The organism is Olivibacter sp. SA151 (genome assembly GCF_054130995.1).
The window spans coordinates 4,255,100-4,273,127 of sequence record NZ_CP096391.1 but is presented as its reverse complement, the minus strand read 5'-3'; the positions used below and the strand labels follow the sequence as shown (position 1 = coordinate 4,273,127).

The following is an 18,028-nucleotide window of genomic DNA, read 5'->3' as shown; positions in this document are numbered from 1 at the left end:
TGGACTCACCCTGGAGACAACGTGGACTCATCCTGGACTCACCTCGAAGAAAGACCCTGTCAAAACGCTACTTTGTCTTATCCACCTATCCAGTCGTACCTTCTTTTTTCGAATACGTTTGTTCCATTGTCGAGCAAAATGATTAAATCGAAATTCATAATTTTGTATCTTTGAATTAATTAACTTATATGCAATGGAGAAAGCGGAGACTTTACAGGAATACTATAGAAGAACGTGTAGAAAAATGCCGCCGGATTTGATAGAAGGTGGTGGTAATAATGCCCACTTCAATGTCTTAAAACGAAACAATTGTTATGCAAGCTTACATTTTTCCCGCAAGGATTATTACAAAATCTGTTTAACGCTGGGAAGCGCCATATTGCATACTGATAAAGGCACAATTTCCATTGATAAACCGGCGATTTTCTTTTCTAATACCAATGTGAGATTTGGTTGGGAAAACACATCCCCGGCTCAGAAAGGCTATGTTTGCTTGTTTAACGATTTGTTTATTGGTAATGAATTGCGGAAGGCCCTGTCTAATCTATTTAACCTGTTTCGAAATGACGTATACTCCTTTATCTTTCTGAGTGAAGAGCAATACGATTTACTGTCTCAATATTTTGAATGGATGCTTAAGGAGTATAATAGTGAATTTGTTTACAAAAAGCAGATCATTGAAGACTTTTTACGATTGATTACTTATACGACAGTTAAATTACGGATGGAACGGGGTGCGTCAGAGAAGCGAATTCCGGATAGCGACCTAGTCAATCGATTTTGTGATCTACTGGAAAAGCAATTCCCTATCGAGTCTCCCGATAATGCGCTGGTTCTTAAAAGCCCGGCTGATTATGCACTACAGCTGCAGGTTCACGTGAATCACTTAAACTACAGTTTGCGTTCCTATTTTGGTAAAACTACCAGCGATCTTATTCAAGAACGAATCTTACAAGAAGCGCTCGATTTGTTACAATACAGTCATTGGCGTATTACCGAAATCGCATTCAGCCTAGGTTTTGAGTATCCTCAGCATTTTAATAATTTCTTTAAACGGAAAACCGGTAAAAGTCCAAGAGAATATCGGAGTCTGCTGTTAAGCGATATTTGATTTCATTAACTAATATTTGATTTGCTTATTTTTCGATAACGAATAGTCCGCTAGTTTTGTAATGCTAAAAAACAGGGTATTATGAAGCTATATAATAGCAAATTTGAGAAGATCAGTACGATTTCTACCTTTATTTTAATTCCTTTATCAGGGCTCGTAACCGATGTTTATATTCCATCTTTCCCAGAGATGCAATCGGTTTTTCAAACAAGCGCGGCAGGTATTCAGTTGACGCTTTCTTGCTTTTTGATCAGTTACGGGATTACCATGTTTGTTGCCGGGAGTGTAGTTGATAGTTTTGGAAGATATCGAATTATATTAGGCGCCTTGTTGCTATTTGCATTGAGTAATTTTTCGATTGCTTATGTGCATAATCTTTACTTCCTTTATGCTATACGCGTTTTACAGGGAATATTGACCGCGCTGATCGTGGTGGCCAAGCGTGCCTTTTTAGTTGATATCTATACAGGCGAAAAGCTCAAACATTATATGGGGTTGCTGTCGGTGGTCTGGTCGCTCGGTCCCATTACAGCTCCCTTCTTGGGTGGGTACCTGCAATCTTATTGGGGCTGGACATCTAATTTTATTTTCCTAGGTGTTTATGCTTTGTTTTCTTTTACCTTGGAATATATATTCTGTGGGGAAGCAATGCGCCAGGCCCAGGCCTTCCGTATGCCTACTATTATTGCAAGTTATCGTAAGGTGTTGGGAACGAAGGAGTTTTCACTAGGGCTCTTCGTGTTGGCAGCAAGTTATTCGATGGTCCTGATTTTTGGTATGACGGCTCCTTTTATTATCGAAGAACAATTCCATTTATCATCGGTGGTAACCGGTTATTGTGCGCTCATTTCCGGTTTAGGCCTTTTTGTAGGAGGTATGTTGGCTAAGCAATTAACCAGTCGTCCGCTGCTAATGAAGTTACGAATCGCTAATTTTTCTGAATGCATGATTGCGCTATTGATGTTTTTCGTTGGTACGTTGTTTACGAACCTATACGTATTAATGTTATTTGTATTCAGTATGCATGTTTGTGCGGGCTTTATGTACAACGTCTATTTCACTTTTTGTTTAACACGTTTTCCGCAAAACGCGGGTATATCCAGTGGTATTACCAGCGGAGGTTCTTATCTCATAACCTCGGTGCTAAGCTATAGCACGATTAGTCTGGTAAAAGTGAGTAGCCAAAGTACGCTTGCCATCTGTTATTTTGCAATGGCCGTTGTGACATTTTCACTATTGCAGGTATTGAAAAAGATTCGGATGAGTGGGGCAGACTAAGCATTCAAAGAGATTAATTGCTATCTTGCCATGCTTTTTATCCGCCCATCTAGATGAAGTAGTGTCGGAAAAATGCAGCGTACTCTCCGGTTGCAAGTAGAAAATCATGCAATGAAGAAGCTATTAAGGATATTAAAATATATGATGGTCGTTATTCTCAGTGTATCCGTTTTGTTAGCGATTACGGTTTTTTTTTATATTCGACAAGATAAATTTGGTCAAGCACCTTCCGGTAAGCGACTAGAGCGGATAAAGCAATCACCCAACTACCGAGATGGACAGTTTCAGAATCTACATTTTACACCAACGATCACCGAAGGATACTCTTTTATCGGTGTACTTTATAAGTTCTTTTTCGGTAAGGATCCGAGAAACCGACCGACTGATCCACTTCCTACTGTTAAAACAAACTTACAGCAACTGGACCCGAATGCTAATCTTCTGGTTTGGTTTGGGCATTCTTCCTATTTATTACAGCTAGACGGCGTACGCTATTTGGTGGATCCGGTATTTTGTGGGAATGCATCACCCGTTCCGGGATCGAATAGAAGTTTTAAAGGAACCGATATCTATACCGCAGTGGATATGCCATCGGTTGACTATCTCTTGATTACACACGATCACTATGATCATCTTGACTATGAAACGATTGTGGCGTTGAAGGATAAGGTGACTCGGATAATTTGTGGTTTAGGGGTAGGTGCCCATTTTGAACATTGGGGATATGAAGCCGATAACATTATTGAAAAAGATTGGAATGAAAAGGTTGTCGTTAATACCCAAACAACCTTGCATACCTTGCCTACCCGCCATTTCGCAGGTAGAAGTTTCAGCAGAAACAATACACTTTGGCTCTCATTTTTGTTGGAAACCCCAACCAAAAAAATCTATTTGGGCGGTGATAGCGGTTATGATACCCATTTTGCGACGATAGGCAAGCAATTTGGTCCGATTGATTTGGCGATTCTTGACAATGGACAATACAACCCCGCCTGGCAAGCGATTCATATGCTTCCGGAAGAAGTTATAAACGCTTCGAAAGACTTAGGAACCAAACGTCTTTTTCCGGTACACTCATCAAAATTTGCGCTTTCTCTGCATGCCTGGGACGAACCCTTAAAAAGAATAAGCATACTCGCTACATCGGAGAAGTTGCCTTTTATTACGCCCATGATAGGGGAGGTAGTCCGCCTCGATGATCCTGCCCAGACCTTTACAGCATGGTGGAAAGGTGTAAAATAACCATATTTTATTTTCGCTGAAACATTTCAGTAGGCGGTTTGTTAAAAGGTAGTTACATTAGTAAAATCAGTGCAAAATGGGATTATTTAGAACAATACTACTAGGCGCAGCCGCTTATGGTGCCTATAAATATGCGACGAAGAAAGATGCAAATGGCCGATCGATGGTGGATGATATTAAAGAGAAGGCACCGGCATGGAAAGAGAAAATAATGCGTTTCAAAGACGATATGGAACGGGAACTTAAACATCGAACATCCGGTGAGTATAAGTAACCTTCGTTTAAAAACCGAAGATTACTTATACTGAAAGACAAGCTGCTTTTAAAAGTTGTAAGAGAGATTCATCGTTAGGGTGGCCCCATTTCCACGAACGTACTCGGCATCAATTGCGCGATATTGGCTAACCACTGGATAGTAGGAGCTGTTTAACAGATTCTCTATGCCCATCCCTAGGGAAAACTTGTTGTTGATTCGGTATAAAGCAGAGAGATTAAGCAAGCTGACAGCGTCTACCGGTCCTTCACTGTTAGCATATAACCCGTTTGAGCGTGGCTCAAAGCGATTCCTATCGCCCGTATATACCCAATTTAGCTTAAGATCGAACACAGAGGAAGGACGGAAAGCAACATAAGCCGTCGCTTTAGGCGGGGCGATGCGAATACCATTCATATATACTTTTGTACCGTCTTCCTGCTCTGATTTGCCTTCTACAAAGGAGTAACTTGCTCCAACCGTCCATTGCGGACTAAGAAAAGCGTCAGCTGTTACTTCATAACCATATACGCGTTCCGGCTCACGCTGCGGTACCAGGTATCCGCCAACATCAACTAAGTTCGCGCCAAACTTGGAAGTGCTAATATAGTAAGCAGCAGTAAGGTGAAAAATATCGAAACGACTGCTGATACCCAGCTCATAATTGTTCGTAATAATCGGATCCGTTTCGATACTTTCAAGCGTACTTTGCGTAGCCCTACGTAGGATACGTCCCAACTCATTGATGGCGAAGCCCTGCGAAAAGCTAATGAATGGATTTAAGAAATCGTATTTGTTATAGCGCAAACCAACATTGAACATGGTGGCGTGATACGGGATTTTACCCCCCGATACGGCTATGCTTCCCTCACCATTAGGACCTGTCGCGATGGTATTGAAATCCTTTACTTTTACATTGGCATTCTCGTAGCGCACACCTCCTTTCAGCACCAAATGATTCCATAGGTCTAACTTAAGCTGTGCATAAGGTGCCAGATTAACCATGTCCATATCCGGGATGTAAACACGGCCATCGGTTAGAATTTGATTTGTTCGGTCGTTTAGCAGATCGAGCCCATAGGTAAGCTCTGCTTGGAGGTCGTCATGTATAGCCCAAGGTGTATTGAGGTTTAAACGCAAACCCTTTTTAAAAGATTGAATTTTTGTTTGTCCGGGCCCGTACCACGCGGTTCCTTGTTCAACATAACGATTCATGGAAACGAAGCGATTATAATAAGCCGTTATATCGAGTGATGTACGGTATGGCAATGCATCGTGGTGATAAGAAAGGAAAACGTTATGGTTATAAGGTGTACCCGCCGGTTCACCTGGATCATCTCCTTTGACCCCAGTGGAAGGCCTCTCACGGTATTTTCCAACAATATTGACATAATCACTGTGTTGAACACTTCTAAACAGATTGTAGGATGCTGTAAAGGCGCTATGCTCATTCGGCTTATAAGCAAGCTTAATAAAGGTGTTGTAGAGATTATTTTCCCCTAGACCGTCAGCCTGTGCGTTTACTTCGCCTTTAGCATCTTTTAATACGCCGGTGTAATTGTACGTTCCACTTACAACATAAGAGAATTTATCAATCGAGCCTTCGAAGAGCTGTGAAATCCGATAGCCAATCGTCTTGGATGGGTGCACTAGATTTCCGCTCGTTCCGATACTGGTCGTTCCTCCAAAACGTTTTCCCACTGCCGGTGTTTTGGTAATGAAGTTAATGATACCTCCCCCGGAGCCATTGCCGTAAATTGAAGTTGCTCCCTTGATCACTTCCACACGTTCGATGACAGCTGGGTCAAGCGTACGTATATCCCGGGCCCCATTCATCAAGGGTGTCGATTGTGGAATCCCATCGATAAGCACCAATACCTGCCGACCACGTAGGGTTTGTCCGCTATTGGTGGCCTTGTTTGTTCCTGTACCGAGTCCCGGAATCGTATTTCCTAAAATAGTAGCTATAGAGGGGTTGACGTTGGTTTGTTCTTTAACCTCTTGGGCATTGAGAATACTAATAGATGAGGGTACTTCGTCGATACTCTCCGGCTTGCGGCCAGCGGTAATAACCACCTCATTAAGGGCGATATCCTGACTGAGTATAAACTCAATCTGTGTCGCGGTGTTCGTTGTGAGCTGGACTTCTTTGGTTGTTTCTTTATAGCCTATGTAGCTCGCTATCAGCTTGTAATTTCCTCCTGGTAGCGTATTTGTAACAAACTGGCCCCGTTGATCCGTTTTTAAGATGGTTTTTCGAACACCAATGCTGTCGAGGACCTTAATGGTTACATCTTGTAGCGGCGCACCTTTATCATCAGTAATTAATCCTTTTAATGTGACCTTTTGCGATTGTGCAAAGGAGAGGGATAGAGTAAGTAGGCATAAGCTTGCGAAAAGTAGAAGTTGCTTCATTGACGTCTTTTGTAAGATGGTTGAATTTAATCGGCACAAATGTATAGTTATTTAGACCTATTAAAAATAACAAATTACGGGATGACAATAATATGACAGAAGTGGGATTAAAATTCTTTGTTTCCAAATTCGCTCTCCGGAAGCTTGAGTTTATTCTTCAATTTATTTAGTTGAAAACTGAGGTTTAAGAGTAGAATATCTTTTTCGTAAATATAGTTAGTAGTGGTATAGAAATCGGAACCAAAGGTTGTAATCCGTTGCTCATTAGCCTGGATAAATCCCAGGTCGATATTTTGCCACTGTAGTTGCGCACTGAACCGGCCGTTCATGAAAGTTTTTTTCAGTGCGAGGTTAGGTGATATAAAACGAGAATCTCTTCCTTGAGCTGTTGGACGAGCCGACAAATAGTTAAGATTTCCTTGAACGTTAAGTGTGGAATTTATTTTATAGTCTGTGTTAAAATTGATGGCATAGACCCAATCGCTATTGGCTACATCGATCTGTTCATCGAATAACGTCCCTTTTATATGGTACTTATATAGATTGGCGCCTAAATAAATTTGCCATTGCTTGGTTATCTGTGTATTGATGCCCGTTTCCAGACCATAGCTATAGGCCTTGCCCGCATTCGTATAGATACGATTTAAAATCGTATCCGTGTATACGCTATTTACCCGTTGAATAGGGTTTTTAATATCTTGATAGTATAAGGTGGAGAAAAATGACCCCTTTTTGAAAGTTTTGATAAGCCCTAGCTCTGCCAGGTATATAAACTCGGGTAATAAATCAGCATCTCCCTGCTCCAAGGTTTCTGAATGTTCACGCTCAGGTATAGGATTCAATTCAAAATTATTGGTTCGCTGCACTCTTCTACTGACGCCAGCTTTTGTTTGCCACCCGCTGCTAAGTGTATAAAGTATATTGGCTGAAGGGAATAAATTGTCCAAAGTAAGTACATGAGGTGCCTCTTCCCCTCGCAAGTTTACATTACGATTTGCATGTTCATAGCGTAAGCCGCCCGTATATTCGAACTTTTTATGCTTACCGGCGTATTGACTATAAAGTGAATGAATGGAATTCCGAGCGTCTATTAGACCAGAAAATTCCGGATCAACGACGAAAGTATCTCCCTGTTTTGTTGAGTAAATAAAATCTCCGTTTTGCTTGTCTTCCCTGAATTGATAGCCACTTTCCCAGCTTCCTTCGCCAATTTTTACCGAATAATCCAATTTAGCTCGTAATCCTTTGAGCGGGTTTTTATAAGTGTTAAGAGTATGTTGAACGGTCGTATTCCCTTCTATATTTTTATTATCTGTAGAACCGTATAAGTCGGCATATTCGTAGAGTAGCGAAAGAGACAGGTTGGATCGATCATTAAATTGATGGGTATAACCAAAATTTCCAAGTACAAAATTACCTTGTTTTGTTTGGAGATTGGCATTAAAATAGGAAGTCTTTCCTATAACTTGCTGACTTTCCAAATCTATTTTGGTATTGTTATAGTAAATATCAGCCACACGATCCTGAAATTTGTGTCCTGCAAAAAATCCGATTGAAAACGTGTTCTTCTCATCTGCTTTAAATTCGATATTAAAGCGTCCGCCGTAATTGTACTTATCAAAGCTGCGCTCACCATTCGACGGAAAGGTAGTTTTAATTTGATTGATAATCGTATAGACGTCGCCCTCTCTGAACCCGGCGTTATCATTGCGAAGGTAGTTAGCACTTGCCGTTAAATCCCATCGGTTATTTTTATAGTTGAAGGAAATATCAGTGCCATAACGTTTTTGACTTTCTTTATTATTGTAATCGTTAAAACTGGGAAAGCCAGTTTGTAGGTTTATCGCAAGAAAAGATCCGTTATCCACTCCTGTTTTTGTAGTGATATTGATAATACCACCTTTACCATCCGGATCGTATTTTGCTGATGGGGCGGTAATCAGTTCAATATTTTCCACGACATTAGCGGGAAGTTGACTTAATATCGTCTGCACATCCGTTTGTACCGCTTTACCGTTTATCAATACCAAAAAGCCACTAGACCCTCGTAATGTAATTTCTCCCTGCCCATTGATCGCTATTGATGGCATATTTTTGATAATATCGATAGCAGTTCCACCCTTTGCCGTCTCAAACTGGTTTGCTTTGTACACTTGCTTATCTATCTTATGATAATTTAGATTGGGTTGAGCTGAAACAACCACCTCGTTTAAAAAGGTAGCGGATGGTTTCAATTCTATTGCTTTTATAGCTAAATGTTCGCCTGCATGGAGCGGTGTCAGTTTGATTACCTGCGTTTCATAACCTAAAAATCGTATTTTAAGCAGGTATTGTCCTGCTTTTAATTTTGCGAGTGAGAAAGCGCCGCTTTCATTTGTCATAACGCCATCTACAAAAGCTGAATCATGATTGTTTTGATGTATGCTTACACTTGCGTAGCTTATTGGGCTATGGCTTAACGAATCATATACTTGGCCGGAAACTTGAGCTTCTTGAGCCAAAGCGGAAGATGAAAGAAAAAATAATAAAAAAGAAAGTACGTACAGATTTTTCATACTTGCGCTAAGCTAGGATAGTTATCGCGATAAAAATGGTGAAAATCGATCTATCTTTGGTAATTTATGATAAAGCACGAAACTGATGCGGTGTTATGTTCGTGTGCTTTTTGAAAAACTTTACAAAATAGGACGGATCGTTGAATTGCAGTCGGAAAGCAATTTCGCTAATGGTAAGGTTGCTGAACTGTAAATAACGTTTGGCTTCAGAAAGGGTAAAGGCTTCGACAATCTTCTTTGCTGATGTTCCAGCCACCTTATAACAAATGTCATTAAGCACTTTCGACGGAATGTTTAGCTTTTCAGCATAAAAGCTTAGATTTCTATTGGTTCCCTCGGTTGTCGAAATCAGATCAATAAATAATGCATATAGGTCTAGGTATCTATTGTCAATATCCTGCTTGAGCCCCTCTTGTAGTAGGGTGCCTAAAATACTCTTCAATAAGCCCTCGATAATTAAATCCTGAAAATGCTGCTCTTGCGAATATACATGGTAGAGGCTTTCGAAAAGGTTTCGAATCGGTTGAATATCGTGCTGGAGGGGCAGATGTTCAATTCTCCAGAACAAATGAAACAGGGCTTTTAGTTCGGTGTCTTTACTATGGTTTATAAATTCATCCTTTATAATCAGAACAAAGCCTTCGGGTTCGCTGACGATATCCCAAGCGTGGATTTGGTTCTTTTTTAGGATGAAGATAGCGGGTGCAGCGATAGGATAGGCGGTACTATCTATCAGATGCACACCGTCACCCTTCCATAGAAAGATGACTTCGAAATAGTTTTTATGCTTGTGGGGTTCGGTATTCCGTATATGCTTTCGAAAAGGTGCTATTTTAAATGTTTTGTCTAAACCTATTTTCTCTTTTATCTTAAATGCCTGCATTCTTCATCGCTATATGATTCGTCTATAAAAATAAGAAGGGTCCACTTAATTTCTGCAATTATTCTCTATAAAAATAGTAGATTATTTGTTGTGGGTGTAAGCGTATAAAGGTTGTCGCATCAGTCGGATACCGTCTATACAAAAGCTCTTAATAGGATAGGGTCTATTTATTACCATAATGCCCCTTAGCGGAAACTACAGTAACAATTACTTGTAAATCGTTTATTTTATAAATAAGTCTGTCTTTTGAGTTAATACGCCTTGACCAAAATCCTGATAGTTCATATTTCAATTGTTCAGGGTTTCCTGCTCCCCTCTCAGGATGCTCTGCTAATTCCGCAAAAATGGTCTCTAATTTCTTAATATCAGCTTTATTGCCAGACTTATAAATTTCGATCAGCTGTTTTCTCGCCTTTTTCTCAACGTCTATAGAATATCTGCCCATATGTCTTTGGCATCTTTAATTCTTGTGACATTACCCTTTTTTGCCGATTTTTCAGCATTTAAGATTTGTTTTACAAATTCAGGATCGTAATGGTTTTCGGTTGCCTTGGTTTCAAAATCCATCTTCAAAGCTTTGGCGAAGGCTTTCACGGCGGCCAATTGCTCTTTATTTTTTGGATGAATCACTACTGCTTCCATAATACAAATTTAATAAACGAATTTCATAAAAGCAATTTGATATCAATTACTCGAGTGTTCAAGGAATTAACAGTTACAGTATAGAATACCGTGCTACCCTAATCGGATCTAAATGATAATTGTGAAAAAATATGAGGTATGCTAAACCACTCATCGTACCAGCTTCGTACGTTGTTCGCGTAGATAAGGATCTATTGGGAATCAACAGCGAATCACCTGGGAGTTTGAAGGGGTCGCGGTCGGATAGAAGTCCCATCTGATTCGCTGTTGATGCGATTTGAGACCAACATGGATAGAGCTAGATGCCTACAGATTGAAATATGATCGCGAGGCAGAAAGGATTAGTAATGACAGCGCCTGAAATTTATGTTTTAAATTTCAGGCGCTGCAAATTGTTGGCGTGTCAGGAAACGCTATAGATTGTCGTTAATGTCAACGACTTCTATTTCAAATACTAGAGGAGAGTTGGCGGGTATTTTTTCGTTAGCTTTATCATCGTAGCCCCAAGGTGATGGGGTTACAAAACGGATCTTAGATCCTTTTTTCAATCCGGAGCTTGTCAACCCAAAGGTCGGCAAGTTCTGACCATTATAAGTAAATGAGCTTGGTATGAAAGCATATACCCAGGCACGGATAATATTGGCGCCTAAATTGGTTTTAAAGGTTTTTTTGTTGGCTAAAGAATCACTGGTTTGATCAAATACAGTTCCATTAAGCAGTTGTCCCTTATATTTTACTTCAATTGTAGGTGCTACAATTTGACCCACTGAATTCAATTTATAGGTATAAGAATCAGATTGCCCCGGCTCCAACACCTCGTACCAAATACCGGTACTATCACTGCGTCTGGGGTTGGTCCACCCGTTCGCTGGATTTTGAACATAAGCTCTTAAGATCGGTTCTTGTTCGGCAAGGACTTTGCGGATACGCGCTTGCGTGATGGAATCCTGTCTTTCCTGTTCCCTTCTTATTTCATCGAAATCAGTTTTATTACAGGCTGAAAAAGCAATTAGCACCCCAAAAAGTAGAAATAGAATTTTGTTTGTGTGTTTCATTTGTATATACGTTAATTTTTTCCTTGGTATTGTTCAGGTTGATTGATAACATCTGAATAATCCTTGTCGATCTTTTAACGTTTATAGACTGGCTTTCGCTACAATAAATTGTTTTAGCGGAAAATTGATATTGATAGCGTCGAATAAATCTAACCTGCCTGATTAAAAATTAATGGTTTTCTGCGATTGAAAAAGAACGGATAAGATTTTAGCTTAGCGAAAACTCTACAAATAATAAAACATATGAAATTAATAATAAGCAGTTTGTGTTTTCTGCTCATTGCGGGAGTCTTATTTGCACAAGGAAATGAAGTGCAGGAACAAAAAGAAAATTTGTTCATTGAAGTAAATTCCAAAAATGAGCAAGTGCTAAAAACAGCCGACGAATTGTCGGAGCGATTGAAAGAATGGAATTATTGGCATCTGGTCTCTGCACCGGAACAGTCGGATTTGCAAATGCGCGTTCATATAGAAGCTTCTAAGGGAATCACAGCAACTTCATGGGGAGGTACATCATACGCATTGAGTGCAAAAATAATTGACCAAAAAGGAGAGGTACTTTGGGAATCCACTACCTATAAAGCCAGTCCTAATGGAACGAATGGCTTCAATGCAGGAAAGGCTGTGGTGAAGAAACTGATGCGTGATTTGAAAAAGAAATATCTGCAAAAATGACCCGACTGTTCTAACCTTCGGCGGAAACCCCAAAGATTTATTTTTATTGATTCTAAATAAGAGGAAGATATTTTTATATTTGCCTCTCTTTAGAATTAGTTTAAATAATATCAAATGAAATATCAACTTTTCCTTTTATTCAGTTTCCTTTCTTTGTCCATTAGCACTAGGGCCCAATCCAATCATACGCAAAACAAACTTCAAGGTGTTGTAAAAGATCCCAATGGTAATTCATTGGCGGGTGTGACCGTTTGGCTAAACGATAAGATGACGCTAACTAAAACGGATAGTGAAGGATACTTTCAATTCATGGCAAGACCTGGCGAATATATATTGCACCTAAGTTTTGTTGGCTACAAACATTATCAAGCAAAAGTGTCTGTTAAAGAGGGGGAAGGCCTTTCATTGGATATAGTACTTGAATCAAGTCAAGAAGCATTGCAATCGGTAGAGGTGATAGGGCGCAAAGAAAGCGGGTACAAAAACACCAATAGTTTTAGCGGAACGAAAACAGCGACTCCTATTAAGGAGACTCCGCAATCCATCAGTTATGTAACCAAAGAAACCTTGGACGATCAGCTGGCCTTTAAAACCAGTGATGCCATCAAGAATGTGAGCGGTGTGAACCAGTATTCGTATAATAATAATGATTTTGTATTGAGGGGCTTCCGTGCAAGTAACACCCTAATAAACGGCCTGCGTATTTCAACCCGTGGTTGGGCACAGAACCTGCTACCTTATGTCGAGCGCATTGAAGTAATTAAAGGACCTGCTTCTGCACTTTTTGCCAATACCGATCCGGGAGGTACTATTAACACGGTCACTAAAAAGCCCTTAGATGAGGCGCGTAAATCAATCAATTTTACAACCGGGAGTTATAACACTTATCGAACCACGATGGATTTTACAGGTCCGATGAACGATAGTAAAACGCTATTGTATCGGCTTAACTTGGCTTATCAGAATGCGGAATCCTTTCGTATACTGCAAGATGGTTCAGCACTGGTATTGGCCCCTTCTTTTTCGTTTATACCAAACGATCGAACACGTGTTAACTTCGATTTGGTATATCAATATAATAAAGGTCGACTCGATCGAGGGCAACCGATTTTTGGGGCCTCTTCCGGTACGGATCTGTATTCGACACCGATATCCTTTGCCATTGGACGGAAAAATGATTACCAAAATGAGTTGAATCTATTTTCAACCATTTCGTTACAACATCGGTTTTCTGACCATATCACTTTTAACGCATCTTATCTTAAATCTTTTTATGATGAAGACTTATTGGAACATCGTACATCGAATCAATATGCAGTAGATTCATTGGGAAATCAAATCCCTACATTAATGGGCATGCAAACGATACGACGTCTGCGGAAAAATTATATTGATAATCTTAGCACTTATTTTAATTTTGATTTCAACACCGGGCCTTTTGAACATAAACTCCTGATCGGTTATGATCATATCCAGGAAACCTTTCCAAAAGGAAACTCTACCTATAATGCCAGTGGCTTTTTAAGCAGCGATGGAACGCGAACCTATAGTACTTATGATCCGCAGCATCCGGAACGATATCAGTTTGCAAATGGGATTCCGGTGCCTAATGTGCCTTATTTCGATTTAGCAAATCCGGATTATTCTATTTCAGAGATTTCGCAATATATGAATGTATCACGCGAGGAAACGCCGACTAAGTATTTCGTAAACGGGGTATATGTACAAGAACAATTGAAATGGAATAGGTTGCAAATTTTATTGGGCTTTAGACAGGAATTCTATACAGATATACTCAATTATACAAAGGCTGGTGAAAGGCATGTGCAACAGCAAGCCTTCATTCCAAGGCTTGGCATCGTGTATACACCAATTGAACCTGTAAGCTTTTATGCAACCTATACGGAGGGCTATCAACCCCAAACAGCGAGTACTATAGGCGATCCGGAAACTTACGGTGGTCCTTTTGACCCACTGATCAGTAATATGGTAGAAGCTGGTGCAAAAATGGAATTCTTTCATAAAGATCTATCAGTTACTACGGCGGTCTATCGCATTGAACAAAACAATATCTTAGTTAATGCAGGAGCGGAAGGAAATCCGGACCTACTTCGACAAATAGGGCAACAGCAAGCCAAGGGGGTGGAGGTGGAAGCGTATGGAAGCATAATGCCTAACTTTAGTATAACCGGTAATTTCTCCTATAACATAGCAAAGATAACCCAGAGTGATGATGTGAGTGAGATTGGTGAAATGATGCCGAATGCGCCGAAGAGCCAGGGAAATATTTGGATAAAGTATAATTTTATGAGGGGTGCGCTCAATGGAATCGGTGTAGCTCTTGGCGCAAATTATGCGACACGTAGAAATACAAACAGCGATATCTTGCAGTTACCCGCTTACTGGGTTGTTAACGCTGCGTTGTACTACCGTATTGATAAATTCAAAATACAAGCGAATTTTAATAATCTTCTCGATAAAACGTATTGGGTGGGTGGTTTCGACTTCAATCGACTTTTCCCTGGAGCACCTCGGAATCATTTGGTGTCAATTGGTTATACCTTCTGATTGTAAAAGCAATTAGTGCAATAAATGGTTTTAGAAGAGCGGGTCAACTCGCTCTTCATTGTGTAATAGTGAGCAAATGCGACAAAAGCGTATCATTCGCGTTCCAATGGATTTTTCAGTCTAATAATTTGGTAATTTAGTTTGTCAGATTAAAAAACCTATTATGCACAGTAGAAGGATAAACCATAATCAACGAAACAGTAAACGAAGACCTAGGCATGGAATTACATTCATTGAAAAACAAAGTACACTTGATTTTTCAAGCATTTTACTGTTTTCTTTCATTATTGTACTATTGGTTGCAATTTTTTCGGTTGATGATACGGATATTGTAACCTGGCTGAACGCCTTTACCAAACGATGAGCATCAGTGTTTACCGGTGCTCATCGCTTGTCTTTAATCTTTTGATCTTTAAAAAGGAAAAGAAATAAAACGAATACGAGCGAAGCAATGATTGCGGGAGAAATCCATAATTGCTTCCAAAAATTAACCACTTGTTGTTCTTTCAAATATTCGGTAATATATCCTGCAACCCAAAAACCAATTAGCATACCCACACCGTACATAGCGATGGTAACCAGCCCTTGGGCAGATGATTTAAAGCGATCACCGGCAATGGTATCGGTATAAATTTGTCCAACAACAAATAAAAAATCATAACAGACTCCATGCAATAAAATAGCCGTTATCAACATGAAGGATAAATTATCGGCGTTTCCATAAGCGAAGAGGAGGTAGCGTATAATCCATGCCGCAATACCTATAAGGATTGTTTTTTTATAACCTAATCTGGAAAAAAAGAAAGGGATAAATAATAAGCAAATAGCTTCTGAAAATTGTCCTAAAGCCATTTTGGCGGTTGGATTCGGTAGACCGATAGCGGTTAAAAAGGGATTAGCATTCTGGTAGTAAAAAGCTAGCGGTATACAAATGAGGATGGCTGAAGTAAAGAAAATTAAAAAATCTTTCTGTTTTAGCAACTGTAGCGCATCTAAACCTAAAAGTGATGCCATGCTCTTGTTTTTTTCAGTCTTAACAGGCGGCGTAGCCGGTAAGGTAAAACTAAATAAGCCCAGGAGTAGGGATGAGAAACAGCCTAAAAGAAAGGTGTATTTAAGGGCGCCTGAGGCAATAGCCTCACTTTTATCCCAATGGAAAATATAACTGATGGTTATCCCCGCAATAATCCACCCAATAGTTCCCCATACGCGGATTGAAGGAAATTGTTGGCGTGGATTGGGTAAATGCCTAAAGGAAATGGCATTGCTGAGTGCTAGCGAAGACATATAAGCAATAAAATAAGCCAAAACATAAGGATAAAAATCACTTGCTTGAGTGGCTTGGTACATTAAAAATAACAAGAAGGCCCCAAAAAAGTGCAATATACCGAGCAGTCGCTCCGCTCGAAAATACTTATCGGCAATCAGTCCGATAAAGAAGGGGGCAATAACGGCACCTAACGAGTGTGTGGAAAATATATTGGCCATTTCAAACCCGGTGGCTTTTAAGTTGCTTGTTAGGTAAGTGCCTAATGTGACAAACCAAGCGCCTTTGATGAAATACTCTAAAAACATCATAAAGGACAGTTGGATGCGGAGCGAAAAATTCATGCAAGTTTCAGTGGTTTTTTTCCTAAATTAGTGAAAGTTTAAGAATTTGTTGAAGAATTTTTTAAAGAACTACCATATAGATCCTAATGTATTTGACCCTCGAGCATGACAAATGACTTCTAATTTACCTAAACATGTTACCATAGATGCTTTCGTATTAGCGGGCGGGCAGAGCTCCAGAATGGGAGAAGATAAGGGGTTGATACCGCTGAATGGCAAAGCTATGGTGTCCTATATTATCCAAACGCTGCAAAAAGCAAGGCTATCGGTAAAGTTAATCGCTAATCATGCTGCTTATCGAAATTTCAGCCTTCCTGTATATGGTGACGTGGTCATTAATAAGGGGCCGATGGGTGGTTTGCTAACCGCTTTGGAGAATACCTCGGCAGATTTGGTACTTTTAGTAGGGTGCGATATGCCGCTTATATCAGTTGAAGCAATAGCATACTTAATCTCATCCATTGATCGTGGGCACTTAATTGTTTCCATGATTAATAATAAACCCAATCCCTTATTTTCATTATATCCGAGTAGTTTAAAAACTGTGGTCAGAGAACATGTTATGGCGGATCAATTGAAGATGACCGATTTCATCCTAAATAATAAAACAACCCTATGTAAAACTTTTCCTGGACACATGAGTGGGTGTTTTCAAAATATAAACGATAAAGCAGCGCTGCTTGCGTTAGAAACAAATTGGGAGAAAGCAAAACTTGATATCGTAAAATTTTGATAAGCGTAGGCGCTACAGTTCTTTGTTTTTTTTATGTAAAAAAATAAGGAATTTGACTGCTTGACTTTTATTGTGAAAAATAAAAAAGAGTCGACATAAACGTAGTTGAGCTGTTATTATTTAGGTGAATGTGTAGTGCTGAATGCTTTGCGGCAAGTTTTGCGATTCGGTTTATGGTGATGATCATGTTTTTTGTGCTTAATCGGAAAAATAAATCTTAAAACGGATGCGTGGCTAAGTTTTCAATTAAACGAAAGTTTATCTAAGTTTGTGCGCTAAAAAATAATAAGAACATATGGATTTTGCAATAATTGCTGCAGGTGAGGGCTCTCGTTTAGCGAAAAGCGGTTATCCTTATCCAAAGCCTTTGGCTAGGTTAAATGGCATACCCTTGATAGAGCGCTTGATCACTACTTTTGTAGCTCATGGCGCCGATACAATCCATATCATCGTTAATGAAGAATCAACGGAGCTGGCTGAATCGTTGCATTCAAATCGCGAGAATACGCAAATACGGGTTGTGCAGAAAAGCACGCCAAGCTCGCTGCACAGCTTTTACGAATTACTAAAGGAAGTACCGAATATAGAAGAGTTATGCGCAACTACGGTAGATACGATCTTTAAGGAGGAAGAATTTGGCGCTTATTTAGAGGAATTTAGGCGCAATACCTCATTGGATGCTTTAATGGCAGTTACCCCATTTGTAGAGGATGAGAGTCCTTTATATGTGAGAACGAATGCAAGTGGTGATGTAATGGCCTTTACTGACAAAAACGAGGACAGCACGAAGATACTTGTATCTGGCGGGATTTATGCCTTGCGGCGAAAGGCTTTAGCTTGTGTGCCTAAGGCAATTGACAATAATATCGAACGTATGCGCAATTTTCAGCGCCTACTATTAGAAGAGCACTTAAACGTGAAGGCATTTACCTTTGATAAAATAATAGATATTGATCATTTAACGGATTTACAATTGGCTGAAACATGGTTAAATGATTAAAAATATC

General features: G+C 39.8%; 15 protein-coding genes. 8 read left to right on the top strand and 7 right to left on the bottom strand.

Features of this window, described 5'->3' with window-relative positions; translation table 11 throughout:
• Window positions 1-193 precede the first annotated feature (193 nt).
• From M1D52_RS17625 to M1D52_RS17610, 4 genes are all read left to right on the top strand, one after another.
• Window positions 194-1,111 (top strand): helix-turn-helix domain-containing protein, encoded by a 918-nt coding sequence (locus M1D52_RS17625; protein WP_013665941.1) that lies wholly within the window; start codon window positions 194-196, stop codon window positions 1,109-1,111.
• A gap of 81 nt (window positions 1,112-1,192) precedes the next feature.
• The gene (locus M1D52_RS17620) at window positions 1,193-2,389 is read left to right on the top strand and encodes an MFS transporter (protein ID WP_013665942.1); all 1,197 of its coding nucleotides are present in this window, start codon (window positions 1,193-1,195) and stop codon (window positions 2,387-2,389) included.
• Between the two features lie 111 nt (window positions 2,390-2,500).
• The gene (locus M1D52_RS17615; protein ID WP_437393411.1) at window positions 2,501-3,631 is read left to right on the top strand and encodes an MBL fold metallo-hydrolase; all 1,131 of its coding nucleotides are present in this window, start codon (window positions 2,501-2,503) and stop codon (window positions 3,629-3,631) included.
• 76 nt (window positions 3,632-3,707) lie between these two features.
• Window positions 3,708-3,905: a hypothetical protein gene (locus tag M1D52_RS17610; protein WP_013665944.1), complete on the top strand. Its 198-nt coding sequence runs from the start codon at window positions 3,708-3,710 to the stop codon at window positions 3,903-3,905.
• 48 nt (window positions 3,906-3,953) lie between these two features.
• Here M1D52_RS17610 and M1D52_RS17605 read toward each other — a convergent pair whose 3' ends face one another.
• The 6 genes from M1D52_RS17605 to M1D52_RS17580 all read right to left on the bottom strand — a co-directional run bounded on the left by M1D52_RS17605 (window position 3,954) and on the right by M1D52_RS17580 (window position 11,434).
• Window positions 3,954-6,299 (bottom strand): TonB-dependent receptor, encoded by a 2,346-nt coding sequence (locus tag M1D52_RS17605; RefSeq protein WP_437393412.1) that lies wholly within the window; start codon window positions 6,297-6,299, stop codon window positions 3,954-3,956.
• 107 nt (window positions 6,300-6,406) lie between these two features.
• Window positions 6,407-8,854, bottom strand: a complete 2,448-nt coding sequence (locus M1D52_RS17600) for a TonB-dependent receptor domain-containing protein (protein WP_437393413.1) — start codon at window positions 8,852-8,854, stop codon at window positions 6,407-6,409.
• Between the two features lie 64 nt (window positions 8,855-8,918).
• Window positions 8,919-9,737 (bottom strand): helix-turn-helix domain-containing protein, encoded by an 819-nt coding sequence (locus M1D52_RS17595; RefSeq protein ID WP_130857187.1) that lies wholly within the window; start codon window positions 9,735-9,737, stop codon window positions 8,919-8,921.
• Between the two features lie 163 nt (window positions 9,738-9,900).
• Complete coding sequence (locus M1D52_RS17590; protein WP_013665948.1) at window positions 9,901-10,182, bottom strand: Txe/YoeB family addiction module toxin; 282 nt, start codon at window positions 10,180-10,182, stop codon at window positions 9,901-9,903.
• Window positions 10,164-10,379: a DUF2683 family protein gene (locus tag M1D52_RS17585; protein ID WP_013665949.1), complete on the bottom strand. Its 216-nt coding sequence runs from the start codon at window positions 10,377-10,379 to the stop codon at window positions 10,164-10,166. The genes M1D52_RS17590 and M1D52_RS17585 overlap by 19 nt, the downstream gene beginning before the upstream one ends.
• A gap of 413 nt (window positions 10,380-10,792) precedes the next feature.
• Window positions 10,793-11,434, bottom strand: a complete 642-nt coding sequence (locus M1D52_RS17580; RefSeq protein WP_013665950.1) for an FKBP-type peptidyl-prolyl cis-trans isomerase — start codon at window positions 11,432-11,434, stop codon at window positions 10,793-10,795.
• Between the two features lie 243 nt (window positions 11,435-11,677).
• Here M1D52_RS17580 and M1D52_RS17575 point away from each other — a divergent pair, with 243 nt between their 5' ends.
• Together M1D52_RS17575 and M1D52_RS17570 are read left to right on the top strand one after the other, a co-directional pair.
• Window positions 11,678-12,109, top strand: a complete 432-nt coding sequence (locus M1D52_RS17575; RefSeq protein ID WP_437393414.1) for a hypothetical protein — start codon at window positions 11,678-11,680, stop codon at window positions 12,107-12,109.
• Window positions 12,110-12,223: 114 nt separating this feature from the next.
• Window positions 12,224-14,677, top strand: coding sequence for a TonB-dependent siderophore receptor (locus M1D52_RS17570; RefSeq protein ID WP_437393416.1), 2,454 nt, complete (start codon window positions 12,224-12,226; stop codon window positions 14,675-14,677).
• A gap of 384 nt (window positions 14,678-15,061) precedes the next feature.
• On the opposite strand, the gene M1D52_RS17565 is transcribed toward M1D52_RS17570, so the two are convergent.
• A complete protein-coding gene (locus M1D52_RS17565) occupies window positions 15,062-16,288 on the bottom strand; it encodes an MFS transporter (RefSeq protein WP_013665954.1) in 1,227 nt (408 codons plus the stop codon).
• Between the two features lie 112 nt (window positions 16,289-16,400).
• On the opposite strand from M1D52_RS17565, the gene mobA reads away from it, so the two are divergent.
• Together mobA and M1D52_RS17555 are read left to right on the top strand one after the other, a co-directional pair.
• Window positions 16,401-17,021 (top strand): molybdenum cofactor guanylyltransferase, encoded by a 621-nt coding sequence (mobA, locus tag M1D52_RS17560; protein WP_437393417.1) that lies wholly within the window; start codon window positions 16,401-16,403, stop codon window positions 17,019-17,021.
• 295 nt (window positions 17,022-17,316) lie between these two features.
• On the top strand, window positions 17,317-18,021 hold the full coding sequence (locus M1D52_RS17555) for a nucleotidyltransferase family protein (protein ID WP_437393418.1): 705 nt from the start codon (window positions 17,317-17,319) through the stop codon (window positions 18,019-18,021).
• Window positions 18,022-18,028 lie beyond the last annotated feature (7 nt).

Coding starts and splice junctions, on each gene's coding strand:
- M1D52_RS17585 (WP_013665949.1), bottom strand. CDS start 10,379: ATGGAAGCAGTAGTGATTCATCCAAAAAATAAAGAGCAATTGGCCGCC.
- M1D52_RS17610 (WP_013665944.1), top strand. CDS start 3,708: ATGGGATTATTTAGAACAATACTACTAGGCGCAGCCGCTTATGGTGCC.
- M1D52_RS17600 (WP_437393413.1), bottom strand. CDS start 8,854: ATGAAAAATCTGTACGTACTTTCTTTTTTATTATTTTTTCTTTCATCT.
- M1D52_RS17590 (WP_013665948.1), bottom strand. CDS start 10,182: ATGGGCAGATATTCTATAGACGTTGAGAAAAAGGCGAGAAAACAGCTG.
- M1D52_RS17580 (WP_013665950.1), bottom strand. CDS start 11,434: ATGAAACACACAAACAAAATTCTATTTCTACTTTTTGGGGTGCTAATT.
- M1D52_RS17570 (WP_437393416.1), top strand. CDS start 12,224: ATGAAATATCAACTTTTCCTTTTATTCAGTTTCCTTTCTTTGTCCATT.
- mobA (WP_437393417.1), top strand. CDS start 16,401: ATGACTTCTAATTTACCTAAACATGTTACCATAGATGCTTTCGTATTA.
- M1D52_RS17565 (WP_013665954.1), bottom strand. CDS start 16,288: ATGAATTTTTCGCTCCGCATCCAACTGTCCTTTATGATGTTTTTAGAG.
- M1D52_RS17625 (WP_013665941.1), top strand. CDS start 194: ATGGAGAAAGCGGAGACTTTACAGGAATACTATAGAAGAACGTGTAGA.
- M1D52_RS17605 (WP_437393412.1), bottom strand. CDS start 6,299: ATGAAGCAACTTCTACTTTTCGCAAGCTTATGCCTACTTACTCTATCC.
- M1D52_RS17575 (WP_437393414.1), top strand. CDS start 11,678: ATGAAATTAATAATAAGCAGTTTGTGTTTTCTGCTCATTGCGGGAGTC.
- M1D52_RS17615 (WP_437393411.1), top strand. CDS start 2,501: ATGAAGAAGCTATTAAGGATATTAAAATATATGATGGTCGTTATTCTC.
- M1D52_RS17595 (WP_130857187.1), bottom strand. CDS start 9,737: ATGCAGGCATTTAAGATAAAAGAGAAAATAGGTTTAGACAAAACATTT.
- M1D52_RS17620 (WP_013665942.1), top strand. CDS start 1,193: ATGAAGCTATATAATAGCAAATTTGAGAAGATCAGTACGATTTCTACC.
- M1D52_RS17555 (WP_437393418.1), top strand. CDS start 17,317: ATGGATTTTGCAATAATTGCTGCAGGTGAGGGCTCTCGTTTAGCGAAA.